Origin of the sequence: Wolbachia endosymbiont (group B) of Ischnura elegans (assembly GCF_947251585.1) — a bacterium.
Classification (GTDB): domain Bacteria; phylum Pseudomonadota; class Alphaproteobacteria; order Rickettsiales; family Anaplasmataceae; genus Wolbachia.
This window is the reverse complement of the sequence record NZ_OX366371.1, coordinates 2,013,278-2,026,458: the sequence shown is the minus strand read 5'-3', so window position 1 is coordinate 2,026,458 and position 13,181 is coordinate 2,013,278. Positions and strand designations below refer to the sequence as shown.

Annotated in this window: 12 protein-coding genes and 3 pseudogenes; 9 read left to right on the top strand and 6 right to left on the bottom strand. The window is 34.3% G+C overall.

Going from position 1 to position 13,181, the window contains the following annotated elements:
• Positions 1 to 4: 4 nt before the first annotated feature.
• From OPR58_RS10415 to elbB, 4 genes are all read right to left on the bottom strand, one after another.
• Positions 5 to 1,444 carry a hypothetical protein gene (locus tag OPR58_RS10415; protein WP_265022639.1) on the bottom strand — a complete coding sequence of 480 codons (1,440 nt, stop codon included), beginning with the start codon at positions 1,442 to 1,444 and terminating at the stop codon, positions 5 to 7.
• A gap of 270 nt (positions 1,445 to 1,714) precedes the next feature.
• Positions 1,715 to 2,641: a 4-hydroxy-3-methylbut-2-enyl diphosphate reductase gene (gene ispH / locus OPR58_RS10410; protein WP_265022638.1), complete on the bottom strand. Its 927-nt coding sequence runs from the start codon at positions 2,639 to 2,641 to the stop codon at positions 1,715 to 1,717.
• Between the two features lie 58 nt (positions 2,642 to 2,699).
• Positions 2,700 to 3,008 carry a hypothetical protein gene (locus OPR58_RS10405; protein WP_264730331.1) on the bottom strand — a complete coding sequence of 103 codons (309 nt, stop codon included), beginning with the start codon at positions 3,006 to 3,008 and terminating at the stop codon, positions 2,700 to 2,702.
• Positions 3,009 to 3,145: 137 nt separating this feature from the next.
• Entirely contained in the window at positions 3,146 to 3,844 is a 699-nt protein-coding gene (elbB, locus tag OPR58_RS10400; protein ID WP_264730332.1) for an isoprenoid biosynthesis glyoxalase ElbB, read from the bottom strand.
• Between the two features lie 140 nt (positions 3,845 to 3,984).
• Between elbB and OPR58_RS10395 the strand changes: the two genes are divergently transcribed.
• The 3 genes from OPR58_RS10395 (at position 3,985) to OPR58_RS10385 (ending at position 5,906) form a co-directional block, all read left to right on the top strand.
• On the top strand, positions 3,985 to 4,113 hold the full coding sequence (locus tag OPR58_RS10395; protein WP_265022637.1) for a hypothetical protein: 129 nt from the start codon (positions 3,985 to 3,987) through the stop codon (positions 4,111 to 4,113).
• The gene (locus tag OPR58_RS10390; RefSeq protein WP_265022636.1) at positions 4,110 to 4,958 is read left to right on the top strand and encodes a hypothetical protein; all 849 of its coding nucleotides are present in this window, start codon (positions 4,110 to 4,112) and stop codon (positions 4,956 to 4,958) included. The genes OPR58_RS10395 and OPR58_RS10390 overlap by 4 nt, the downstream gene beginning before the upstream one ends.
• 525 nt (positions 4,959 to 5,483) lie before the next feature.
• The gene (locus tag OPR58_RS10385) at positions 5,484 to 5,906 is read left to right on the top strand and encodes a DUF6444 domain-containing protein (protein WP_265022563.1); all 423 of its coding nucleotides are present in this window, start codon (positions 5,484 to 5,486) and stop codon (positions 5,904 to 5,906) included.
• Positions 5,907 to 5,976: 70 nt separating this feature from the next.
• Here the strand turns inward: OPR58_RS10385 and OPR58_RS10380 are convergent, their stop codons facing one another.
• Positions 5,977 to 6,942 (bottom strand): IS110 family RNA-guided transposase, encoded by a 966-nt coding sequence (locus OPR58_RS10380; protein ID WP_265022277.1) that lies wholly within the window; start codon positions 6,940 to 6,942, stop codon positions 5,977 to 5,979.
• Positions 6,943 to 6,982: 40 nt separating this feature from the next.
• The gene (gene tnpC, locus OPR58_RS10375) at positions 6,983 to 8,326 is read right to left on the bottom strand and encodes an IS66 family transposase (protein ID WP_265022247.1); all 1,344 of its coding nucleotides are present in this window, start codon (positions 8,324 to 8,326) and stop codon (positions 6,983 to 6,985) included.
• 375 nt (positions 8,327 to 8,701) lie between these two features.
• Between tnpC (OPR58_RS10375) and tnpC (OPR58_RS10370) the strand changes: the two genes are divergently transcribed.
• The 6 genes and pseudogenes from tnpC (OPR58_RS10370) to OPR58_RS10345 form a co-directional block, all read left to right on the top strand.
• Entirely contained in the window at positions 8,702 to 9,661 is a 960-nt protein-coding gene (gene tnpC / locus OPR58_RS10370; RefSeq protein ID WP_320109902.1) for an IS66 family transposase, read from the top strand.
• A 56-nt stretch (positions 9,662 to 9,717) separates the two neighbouring features.
• Complete coding sequence (locus OPR58_RS10365; RefSeq protein ID WP_265022635.1) at positions 9,718 to 10,086, top strand: head decoration protein; 369 nt, start codon at positions 9,718 to 9,720, stop codon at positions 10,084 to 10,086.
• A 25-nt stretch (positions 10,087 to 10,111) separates the two neighbouring features.
• Positions 10,112 to 10,771 (top strand): annotated as a pseudogene (locus tag OPR58_RS10360) (major capsid protein); the annotation flags it as partial.
• A 229-nt stretch (positions 10,772 to 11,000) separates the two neighbouring features.
• On the top strand, positions 11,001 to 11,945 hold the full coding sequence (locus tag OPR58_RS10355) for an IS110 family RNA-guided transposase (RefSeq protein WP_265022222.1): 945 nt from the start codon (positions 11,001 to 11,003) through the stop codon (positions 11,943 to 11,945).
• A 222-nt stretch (positions 11,946 to 12,167) separates the two neighbouring features.
• Positions 12,168 to 12,784: pseudogene (locus OPR58_RS10350) on the top strand (IS5 family transposase); the annotation flags it as partial.
• A 23-nt stretch (positions 12,785 to 12,807) separates the two neighbouring features.
• Positions 12,808 to 13,179, top strand: a pseudogene (locus OPR58_RS10345) (molecular chaperone DnaJ); the annotation flags it as partial.
• Positions 13,180 to 13,181: the final 2 nt, after the last annotated feature.

The following is a 13,181-nucleotide window of genomic DNA, read 5'->3' as shown; positions in this document are numbered from 1 at the left end:
CAATCTACATTGCCTCTCCTATTTCAACATCAATAGATAGATTTTTCTCTTTAGTAGTAGGTAAGCTAGAAATACTAATATCATGAGTACGGAAATTATCGTTTAAATTTTTCTGTAGTTTCTCGTATTGATAAGAAATGTCTTTACCAGATTGAAAATTAAACCTTAAAGTTGTGGTAATATAACTTTTTGCCTCATTATAATTCCACTCAAATAATTGAAGCTCTACATCTGGTACTTTTAGCTTTTCTACATACTTAACTTGTGTGAGAGGAGAGTACTCTATTTTTGATAAAATATTATTGATATTAATAAAATCGTAAACTTCATCTATCTTTTTTACATTATAGCTTTGGCTAAGTTTTATTAGTTTGTTATTTAAAGCACTCCGCTTTGCAGATAAATTATCAGCAACATTAAAATTTGAATACAAATTTCGCAAACAAAAGGCGTTAATTACAACTAAAACCAAGAGTAGGTATAGAAAAATTTGAGGAGAATTTAAATAAAGATAATTAAATAGATAAAATTCTTTAGTTTCTTTTGTGTTAAAAATATTTATTGGCTTATTCTTAAAGCTATGGAACAAAATTGTAGTATCACAAAAGCTATCTTTTTCGCATATAGCTAATTCTGCTCCCAATAGTTTACCTAGCTCATATGGAGTCAATATGTTCACACTATTCTCTGAAAAATTTATAACTGATAAACTAGATTTAATAGCTTCTGATACTATGATGCAAAGGTCGATAGGGTCATTTTTTTCAAATCCAAACTTAGTTAAAGATTGAATTGTATTTTTCACTTCCTGATATATTTCACCAGCAATGATTCCTGGTAAATTATCATTAGTAAATGGTATTAAACGTGTAAATATCATTTTGTTCTCTTTAAGAACCACTTGTCTATAGCCACCTGTTTTAGTTGCAGCAACTATAATTTTCCAGTTACTAGGATCTTTGTGTAGAATCTTTTTTGCTATACTGACTAGTTCTATAGGAAACATTAATATTCCTTTAAAGTTAGAGCCTATTTCAACAAACACGTCCAACCAATATTCTATTAAATGATTTGCTTTTGATGAAACAAATAGATACCACCAGTTTTGATTAAATTTATTCGGCTTTTCGACCAAGAGAATAGAATTTATATCGTTATTATGAGCAAAATGCTCTACTTTTGTTTTTGCTGATAGATAAGCACTAATCCTATTTACTCTTGGGATAGACTGTAGCAAATAGTTCTGATCAGTGTGATTGAGAACCAGATATAAGGGTGCTTTTTTATCTGATGAGAGACATGAAATTAAGTCAGAAACAACTTTATTATTTTTGTCCTTAGCAAAATATCTTTTATTTAAAGTATCATTTTTAAAATATAGTAACATTGTGCCTTCTTTTCCTATAGAAAGCATAAACTTACTTTTGGGTTTTGACCCAAACATATTAACAAAGTGTATACTCATCTAGAATTAAAAAGGTAATTTATTGAAATTCATTAAACATTAGATGACAATATTACTTATATTATAAGTTTTTGATAAAATTAGTAGTAATATTAACCCTTTTGTATGATGAAGGTTTTTTATATTTGTGCTAGACACAACTTAACCTGACAAACGAGGATTAATTATATCTCAGCTTGATATTTTATTCTCCAACAGACTGAAAATTGAATTGAGCTAAAGACTTGATTTGACGCAAGTTGTTGCACATTACCATTTAGTATACTTGAACTGAACATTTTCAGTGAATCCATCTGGCATGACTGAAACTTTTGTATTCATATTTATTTTTAAGTAATTTACTAGCTCATCAACTAATATATCAGGAGCAGAAGCACCTGCAGTAATTCCTATTTTTTCTGCGCCCTGCAACCAATTTTTGTTCATACATTTATAATTATCAATCAAATAGGCTCTTTTTCCTGTGGAAATGCACAGGTCTAATAAACGGTTTGAATTTGAACTGTTTTCGCTTCCTACAATTAACACTACGTCTGTAATTTTAGCCAATTTTTTAACAGCGTTCTGCCTATTTTGTGTTGCATAGCATATATCTTTTAAGTCGGGGCCTGTAATGCTTGGAAATCTGAGCTTCAGTGTAGCAATAATTTCTTTGGTATCGTCAATACTTAACGTGGTTTGTGTTACATAAGATAAATTATCTGGATCTTTGATTTGTAAATTGTATACGTCTTGCATAGTTTGCACTAGAGATATAGGATTACTTACTCTTCCTATAATTCCTTTAACTTCTGGATGATTTTCATGTCCAATTAGAATTAATTCTTTACCACTATCCTCATACCTTTTTGCCTCTTTATGTACTTTGCTAACTAATGGACATGTTGCATCAATCACTTGAACACCCTTTCTTTTTGCCTCATCCTCTATACTTTTCGACACTCCATGTGCGCTAAAGATCAATATTCCTCTATTGTCTTTAATGTCTTCTATGCTGCTTACAAAAACCACTCCTTGTTTCTTGAAGTCCTCTACTATATACTTATTATGAACGATTTCGTGTAGTACATAAACTTGGCGTTCATTTTTGTATTTCTCTAAAGTGATTGCTAATATGTCTACAGCTCTTTTAACCCCTGCACAGAAACCGCGTGGTTCAGCTAAGATAATCTCCATTTTTTAAGTAAGTATGTAAACATTGCTAAAAAGTAAGCTCCGCTCACTATGTTTCATATCATGACTGCTTTACTATAATTTCAAATTTATCATTACCAAGATTCTTATTAATATACCAGGAACCGTCATCTTTAATTACAAATTCAGGACCCTTGAGGTCTCTTGTTATTGTCCTTCCATCTTGGTCATCCATGGCAATATGGATATCGAATGTAACGATGTCTAGATTTATTATAGCTTTTTTCCCACTGTATGAATTTAGGCTAAACTTGCCCAACATGACATCATTAATACTCACTTCTCCTGCATAAGTATCACACTGACCATCTACACAACACTCACTTTTAATATAAAAAAGATCTAACATATTTAAATCTATAAAAAAAAGAACTAAATTTATATACTAAATACAATTCATCATTAATAAGCAACTATAGATTACTTTGGCTACAGCAATAATGCAACTGGAAGTATAACATAATTAATTGTATAAGAAACTACACTTTAGAGAAATGGTTGTTTGGTTTTTTTATTAATTTTTTTCACCATACTGTCAATCATGTGTTTTATTCCTTGATATACAGAGTGTGTACTTTCATCACTACGCATATAAGCAGAGCAGGAAAATATATTATGCTTTTCGTCTTCTATTGATAGCTTTGTATCGCATGTTATATGTTCGCCGCCGAGCTTCTCTATCAACTGGTCTTTGTCGTTTCCTATAGTTACCTTAATCTTACTTTCTTCTTTACCTATCTTGCTACTTAAAATTAAAACAATAATGGCTGGAGATATACATATAGTTCCTATTGGCTTTTTTGCAACAAAGAACTCTGAGACTAATCTTTCAAACTCAGGCATTACTGTTTTATTTTCAGCTAAGTCAGATAAATTTTTCGCAACTCCATATCCACCAGGTACGACTAGCATGTCAAAATTTTCAGCTTTAGCTTCTCTTAAATCATTTATCTCACCTCTTGCAATTCTTGCTGATTCTACAAGTACATTCCTTTTTTCTTTTACTGCTTCTTTTGTTTTGTGATTCATAACTTGTGTGATATCAACATCAGGAGCAAAGCACGTGACTTCAACTTCCTGCTGATCAAACACAAGCAGAGTTAAGACTGCTTCTCTCACCTCTGTGCCGTCGAGGTGGCCGCATCCTGATAAAACCACAGCGGCTCTTAATTTTTTCTCACCCATAAAATACCTTGATTTCATATAATCTAGGTATTGTAATACAAATTCCATATTTGGAAAGGAGTAATTATTTTATGTCAATTATAACATAATTAATAATTAGTATATATAATTAGGTATATTTGTAGTTAATGGAGTTTGATATGGCCCTTGAAGAAGATGATGATGAATTTTTTGACGCTCAAATTGACCATCAGGAACTAAGAAAAGCTATTTCAAATATAATAGGAGGCATTGTAAAATCTTCATCAGAGGAAAAAAAGCGTTATTGAGTAAGATAAGTGACACAGTTGATAAGATAGATATATATGAGCTTAAGTTAGTAATTAATAGCCAGGGTCTAGAAAAAGCCATAAATAAAGAATTATTTACAAAATTCATTGAAGAAGCGCTTGAGAATTTAATGCCAGAAGATGTCGTGCCAAAGATAATAGAAAAGGCGCTACAATCTGTTGAGCGTGAAGCAATAAGTAATATTATAAATAATAATAAAGGTCCGCTGGACAATCTAGTCAATTATTTTAAATCAGCATCTGCAAATGAAAAAATTGGAATGGCTTCTGCTGTAATGGTATTAGGAGCAGCATTTTCTCCGCTTATTGTGCTTGCCACATTAATAGCGCTTGTGGCTATTGGAGCACGTTATGTAGGAATAGGTATAGGAAAGGCAGGGGAAAAAATAAAAGAAGGTGCGATTGATGCAGGAAAAGCAGTGAAAAGTTCATATAAGGATTTAATAGATAAATTACCTATAATTCAAGCAAGAGAGAATAATTTTGATAAGTTCAAAAATGACTTGTCTGGGCGTATTATAGAAATTGATACGGCACAAAAGCGAGAAGGAATTGGAGAAGATGAAACTAAAAACAATCTTTCTAATAATCTAAAAATGGTAAAAATGCTTCAAAACAAAGAGCAATTAATGGCCATAAAGGAATTAATAAAAGATGGAACCATTAAAAAATTTTCAGAAGATGATATGAGCAAACTTCTGGAAAAGGGCATCAGTACTCATCTAGATGATCAAAAACCATTTGATGATCTTATAGATAAACTTCAATCTGCAATTATGGCAATTGGTAATAATAAAATAGAGGAGGTGGAAAAAAAAGGTTAATGAGAAAGTTCAGAAAATAGAACCAAGCCCTAAATTAGATAGTTCAAGTGCTGAACGAGTTAGTGAAGAAGGGAAAGGAATGGATTGATACATTTGAAGAGCGTTTTGATGCAAAAATGTATCTGTCTATCTTATTTTGCCACCCTGCTAAGCGGACACAAAAAATTACTTCCGCGTATTTTGAATCCAATTATAATTACAATTATAGATATTTTTAGAGCTCAAAAATCTATCTTTGTCTGCAGACCTTTTTTATTAAACTCATAAAAAAATGTAGCGTATCCTCTTCAGTGTATACTTAATTTCTGTCATATGTGCGCTGCATTTTTTTCTAATCTTTTTTACAGGGGGATTTTATGTCCAGAATTCCAGATATTTGACCTTTACTTTAGCTAATAAAAAACAACTGGTACCTGCGGTTTTTATAGCTACGTTTCTCAAACGTAACCGTTCACGGAGATAAGGTGGTTTACAAAGTAAGTATAAAAGTGTAAAGAGATAGGAAGCTAAATATGGAATGGGTAAATGACAACAGTGCTGCAAGAAAAGGTTGTAGCAGAAAACGCTAATCTCAAGGAAGAAATAAAAGCACTGATCAGAGAAAATGATAGCTTGAAAGCAAAAATAGTTGAATTAGAAGACAAATTGGGCTTAAATTCGCAAAATTCATCGCTGCCACCATCACGAGATATATATCGTAAGAAAGCAAAAAAGAAAAGTGATAAAAAACCAGGAGGTCAGCCAGGACATAAGGTGCATAAGCGTGAATTAATGGCTGCAGACGAGGTAGTGAGATGCACAATTGATACAATTTGTATGTGTGGAGGTAAGATTACTTTAGAAGATGAAATTATTCATCAGAAGGCAGAGTTGCCAGAAATTAAGCCAATTGTAACTGAGTACAGGTTGCAAAGAGGACATTGTAGCAGTTGTGTTAAAAGTCAATAGAAAAATTGATGTAGCTGTGAATAAGTACTTAAAATTTGTGTGGGCGTACTTATTCACAGCTATGCTATTGCTATATAGAAGCAGTTTTAGGGCTATACTCCTCAGTAAACAGTCTACCGTCTCTTACTAAAGAGTTAGCAAGGATAAGTAATTTTCTCATTGCAGCAGTAGAGGTAACTTTATATGGTTTTTTATATTGATTGTATAGCCTATCAAAGAAGATTTTTATATAAGAATTGTACCTTTGCGCACTAAGAATGCACATATGTAAAACCTTTCTAATTTGTGATCTACCACCCTGAATACACCTTTTTCCCTTACTAAAACCACTATCTCGATTAAAAGGTGCAACTCCGGAAAGGCTGGATATTTCTTTATGTTGGAGAGTTCCAAGCTCGGGTAGATAACAAATAAAAGTAATAGCTGTTATTGCACCTACACCAGGTATACTAGTTATTGACATGTACTTTTTTTTAAGCTCTTGATTTTTATCGACTAATTCCATTACCTCATCTTCTAAGACTTGAATTTGATTTTGTAAAACTGCAAGTAGCTCTTCCATTTGTTTGATTATAGATAAATCGGTTACTTGATGAGCTTGGGTTTTTTGTATTTTTGCTATTTCTACTAGTTGATTCCTGCGAGATAATTTTTGCTTCAAACAGTCAATACTACTAACTTTTAAAGGAGTGACACGCATGTCTGTATTACTAACATAACGTGAGATGATGCTACAGTCTATTTTATCAGTTTTAGTAGCAATACCAAGGCTTTTTGCATAATCTCTCACCCATCTTGGTTGAATGACATATACTTCAAAACCATGGCTTAATAAAGTATAAGCACATAATTTTTCGTACCCACCAGTTGCTTCAAGTCGAACTTTGGTTACGTTATGTAAACGCAAAAAGTCGATTATTTGATCAATAGCTTGAACGTTATTTTCAAATACTTTATGATGTCCAAGTGGATGAATATGGATATCTAGTTTATTTTTGCTAATATCAATGCCAGTAATAATATTTGATAAATTCATAATCCCTCCATAAATGTAACCGTTCACGGAATATTCCCAATTAGGCAGGAATAGCGACTAAATTCTGTAGTTTCTGGACAGGATTCTGATCATTCAAACGTGCAGTCAAAAATATCGAAAGCATTCTTTCAATGAACTTTTCTCCACGTTCTGACCAAGTGAAAAAACTATTTTTACGATAAATGACGTACCGTCTAGCCTGACGTTCTGCAAGGTTATTGGTTGTCTCGATCAGATCAGGATTGCGCACGAATCTCCACATCATATCTTCAGAACGTAGTATATTGGCAGCCATTCTCGAGGCCTGAGTTCCTTTTGCAACCCTTGTTATCTCTCGCAAAAAATGTTTCACCCTTTTTCGAATCTTCCTCATTAACCGGAAAAATCTTAAATTGTCTATCAGGTTTTGTTTACGTGCTCTATCTACCACAAATACCCTGTTGCTCAGCGATTTTAATGCTGCGCCAATTCTGCTCACTTCAACATTTTTACTGTAAAAAAACCTTTCAAAGTCCCTTGCTAAATGGGCCCAGCATATCTGTCTGTTTTCACGATTAAAGTAATTATACGCAGCATACCTATCGCTTATAACTATTCCATCATACTCTGGCAATAGCCCTTTTAATATCTTCTTTCCGCGAGATCCAACTAACTTCATAAGTGTTGCTGTTTTATTCGTTACTACCCAACTCCAACCTTTCTTTCCCTGGTTCCTATGGCTTGTTTCATCTATATGTAAATACTTGCTTTTCCGTAGCTCTTCTCTTATTTTTTCGTATTCAGATATACATTTTTCTGATACTCTACCCTCGGTCTTTGATACCAAACCTAGGCTTATATTCAGATTAAATATGCTGCTCAAAATTTGCTGTACTTCCCTTTTTGAATTGATAAAAAATCCACTAAAACTGCTAATTACTGCTTTTGCATTAGCTCCTAAAAGATCCCTTGTCACACCTTCAGGCAGACTAGCTGAGATCCTTTTCTTACACGCCTTACAGTAGCCTTTTTGTAGCCTATATTCAGTCACTATCGGTTTAATTTTTGGCAATTCAACCTTTTGATGCACAGTTTCTTCTTCTAAAATAACTTGGCTTCCACACATGCAAATTGTATCAATTGAACATTTTACCACCTCATCTGCTACCATCAATTCCCGCTTGTGCGCTTCATGTCCTGGCTGCCCGCCTGGTTTTTTATCGCTCTTCTTTTTTGTCTTTTTGCGATATACATCTTGCGATGGTGGCAGCGATGAATTTTTTGAATTTAAACCCAGCTTATCCTCTAGCTCAATTATTTTTGTCCTTAACTTATCATTCTCTGCTTTCAGAGTACCAACTTCTGACTCCAATACCACAATCTTTTCTTGTAGCACCTCTATCATCAACCCCTCATCTATCTAGTTTATTGTTTTTTATACTAATTATGCAATTTTTGTAAACTACTTTCTTATACCGTGAATGGACAAAGTTGATAAGCCTAAACGCCATCATGTCTTTAGGAGAGTCTGCTAATGAAGGCTCTTAAGTTGACGCCATTGCGTGAACGGTTACCCATAAATAATGTGTATACTGCATTTTCCACCCTTATATACGAGCCTAAAAGCTCAACCAGTTGTTCGGAACTTTCAGTATAATAAACCAGAGAGGAGAACCTTGCTGCAAAACGGTCCTTATGACCAAGAGTATGTACGGTTCCTCCTCTCTGCGTGTCTTTATACCGCCATTTCGTGACATTTATAAAGACTTGTTTTTAACATATAAGAGTATGTAATAAAAGAATTACAGCAAATTTACCCGAAGGTGTTGCAAGAGATTTTCTAGGACCCAATGCTAAAACAGTTATAAGCAGCCTTAGCGGCTTTTTTATTAACTCAAAAAGAGAGGTACAGCAAATTTTGGGCAGTATTTTTAATCTAAATATAAGCCTTGGTTTAGTCTCAAATACTGAACGCAGGGTATCGAAGAAGTGTGCATCTGAATATGAGAAAATGAAGGAAGAGTTGCAAGGAAGCGAGTATTTGCATATAGACGAAACAGGGCACAGAAATCAAGGAAAGAGAGGCTGGAGTTGGGTAATAACAAACAAAGCGTTGACACTTCTGAAGGTAAGCGAGTCTCGTGGTAAGAAGGTGTTGAAGAGTTTACTGCCAGAATATGATGGTATAGTTGTGAGCGATAGATACGCTGTATACAATTACTTCAATCGTGAAAATAGACAGATATGTTGGGCACATCTGGCAAGAGATTTTGAGAGATTTGCCCATAGTAAAAATGTTGAAGTGAGCAAAATTGGCCAAGCACTAAAATCGCTCAGCAATAAGGTGTTTGTAGTAGATAAGGCAAAAAAACAAAATTTGATAGATAATTTGAGATTTTATCGACTGGTGCGAAAAATTCGGAAAAGGGTAAAACATTTTTTACGTAAAATGACGAGGGTTGCAAATAGCACTCAAGCTTCAAGAATGGCCGCTAAGATGTTACGATCTGAGGATATGATGTGGAAGTTTTTAAGAAAACCTGAAGTGATAGAAACAACTAATAACCTTGCAGAACGGCAAATTAGACGGTACGTAATTTATCGTAAAAACAGCTTTTTCACCTGGTCAGAACGTGGAGAAAGATTCGTGGAAAGAATGTTGTCGATATTTTTGACATCACGTCTAAATGGCCAGAACCCCTTTCAAAAGCTACAGAATCTAGTAGCTGTCACTGCTTAGTTCTTTAATTCATTCTCACAATCCGTGAACGGTTACAAAATAAATGAGGAAATTTTATGAGTTGTATAATCGAACAAAATAATCTAGGTGACTTATTAAAGTATGAGGCATCAAGTCTATATTCAAGAGACCAAATAACGGTAGCCAAGGGACAAAATCTTAAACTTGGTACAGTTGTTGGTAGTGATAAGGATAACATGATTAAGATAATAAATCCAACTGCCACAGATGGTACACAAACAGCAATAGGTGCAATAGTAAGTGATGTAAATGCGACAGAAAATGCCAAAGCAGTAATTATTGCTCGTGGTGCAATGCTAGCAGATCATGCAATTGTGTGGCCAACAAGTATCACTGAAGAGCAAAAAGCTGCAGCAATAAAGCAACTTGAAGGACGAGGGATCATTGTCCGCAAGGGAGTGTAACTTAAATTAATAAGGGGGAAAAAGAATGCAAAATCCATTTACGAATACAGCATTTAGCATGACGGCACTAACAAATGCGATGAATATATTGCCGATAAATTATGGACGTGTTGAAAATTTAAATTTGTTTCCAAGTAGATCAGTAAGATTTAGACATATTACCATAGAAGAACACAACGGAGTGTTAAGTTTACTACCAACGCAAGTACCCGGAGCACCAGCAACAGTAGGAAAAAGAGGAAAAAGAAAGGTAAGAACATTTACGATTCCGCACATTCCGCATGATGATGTAGTGCTGCCAGAAGAAGTACAAGGAATAAGGGCATTTGGATCAGAGAGTGAACTTAAAGCGCTGGCAGATGTAATAACTGATCATTTGCAGCTAATGAGAAACAAACATGCAATAACATTAGAGCATTTGCGAATGGGAGCGCTCAAAGGAATAATTTTAGATGCTGATGGGTCAGAATTATTAAATCTGTACAACGAATTTGAAATAACACCAAAAGTAGTAAATTTTGCCCTTGGAACAGCAACAACTGACGTAAAACGTAAGTGTCTGGAAGTACTCCGGCACATAGAAGATAATCTAAGTGGTGAATATATGACTGGAATTCATGCCTTGGTAAGCCCTGAGTTTTTTGATGCATTAACTTCTCATGCTAAAGTAAAAGAAGCAAATGAAAGTTGTAAGTTAAAAATGTGATATAAAAGAGATAAGAGGGAAAGATAACCCTACTCACTATAGGAATAGGGCTATCACGGGCGTGTGCGACCGAATGAAAGTTGGTATTACAACCGTAGCCATCAAGGTAAACTAGCCCCATCTCTCGATACGTTTGAATAGTTGCATGGGACATATGTATGCACCCGTTTACAATCTTAAATTAATTAAACTATCGAGGTTATTTATTATGATTACATCTTATCAAAATTTCATTGGCATTGATATCGGAAAATTTAAAAATGTTGCTGCAGCTTATAACCAAAGGAGCGCTATCAAGTTTGACAATGATGCTACTGGTTGGCAACAGTTGTTTCAAAAATTTTCAGATATCCTACCTAATTCTCTAGTAACTTTAGAAAACACTGGAAAATATGAGCTTGGCTTAGCACATTTTCTTGTTGATAAGAATGTTGCTGTACATCGAGCTAATACTCGTAAAGTAAAAAGTTTTATCATATCACATGGAACTTTAGCAAAGACAGATCAATCAGATGCAAGAGCCCTTGCTCAATATGGTTTTGAACGCTATAGTGCTCTATCTCTATTTGTGCCTATGTCAAAAGAACAAACCGCCTTAGTTGCACTCTGTCAACGTCGTGATGACATTACACAAATGAGAACTCAAGAGAAATGTAGGCTTGCAGCACCTGAAAACGACTATATAAAGGAAAGTTGCCAAAAAACAATAGACTTTTTTACCAGTCAGATAAATGAGTTCAACGATGCCATACAAAGAATTATTGATAAAAATCCAGAGTTACAAAAGCGTCAAAAGATCTTGAGAACAGTGCCAGGAATAGGTCTCAAGTTATCACAAGTTTTTGTGTGTCTAATGCCAGAACTTGGCCACCTAAACAAAAAAGAAGTTGCAAGTCTTGCTGGAGTTGCTCCACATCCAAAAGAAAGCGGTAAAACTATTGGTTACCGAAGGATAACAGGTGGTAGGAGCAATGTTCGTGCAAAGCTTTTCACAGCTGCTATGGCTGCTGCAAGATCTAAATCTGCACTTGGTGCTTTTTATTCTGATCTTATTGGTAGAGGTAAAAAGAAGATGGTAGCTATAACAGCTCTAATGCGAAAAATCATAGTAATTGCCAATGCAAGACTTAAAGAAGCAATTAATATGAAATAAAAAATCTGTATAGAAAATAGGTTAACGAATATGTGCGTCTACACACATTTAAAGCACATATTCGTTAACCATAAAATCTAAGCAGTGCTTGCTGTTTGATATAAATTTCTTTCTGTATAAACTAGGGTTTTTGTTGCCAAAATACATTTTTCAATTGAATAAAAATACAAAATTATCAACAAATGAGACTAAATTCAAAAAATTTTAAAAAACATAGTTGATGGCTGTCAATGGCGAATGCTTCCAAAAGAGTTTCCAAGATGGCGAAATTTTTACGATTACTTCAAGAAATGGAGTAAAAAAACGAATGAAGATAGAGAAAATGTTCTAGAAATTGTCTTAAAAAAATTGGTTGGAGAGAACAGTGGTCGGAATACCAAAACAAGCTTCTGCATCATTGATGCCCAAAGTGTAAAAAATACCGATACTGCTGAAGAAAAAGGTTATGATGCTGGCAAGAAAATTTCAGTAATAAAGCGTCATATCGCAGTTGATACACAAGGTTTGACACACGCAATTCATATAACAACGGCAGAAATAACTGATCGTAGCAGTGCTTTGACAATGGTTAAAAATGCTAAAGAAAGTCTCTCTGAAGTTAAAAACATACTGGTTGATGCAGGCTACACTGGAGAAAATTTTGCAACACAGATGAAAGTAACTATTGGTGCAACTGTTGAGGTGAAGCACCTTTGCTGTATTGCCAAAAAGATGGGTTGTTGAGAGATCTTCTTTTGCCTGGTTGGAAAAATGTAGGCGACTTTGGAAAAATTGCGAGCGTAAACTTAATACTAGCCTACAAATTTGCTTTTACTTCTTTCCTCCTCAAAAGATTATGAACAGGTTCTTTGATGATAGAGGGTTTATTTCTAATAGTCTTTATGTTGATGTAACAATATTTGGTACTTTGTCATTGTTAGCACTGCTAGCTACTGAGATATTTAGTCCTACATTTTCAAAAGGTTGTGAAATATACACTGAAAAACACATGAAAGATTTACTTGAGGAAGATCCAAGAGATAGAGTGCAAAAGGAGACTGATCTGTTAGGACGGTATGATCCACGAAGGCTATTAATGCCGATAATTATGCCTCTTGTTAGAAAGTATTTTGAAAAAGTGGCAAGCGAATTTGCTGAGAGGAATTTTGATGAGGTAAAAACTGATATGTCTGATGTTAATACTGAAGGACTACCTCATCCTCGAGCAATTGAATTTGCACAGCAAACAGTATAGTA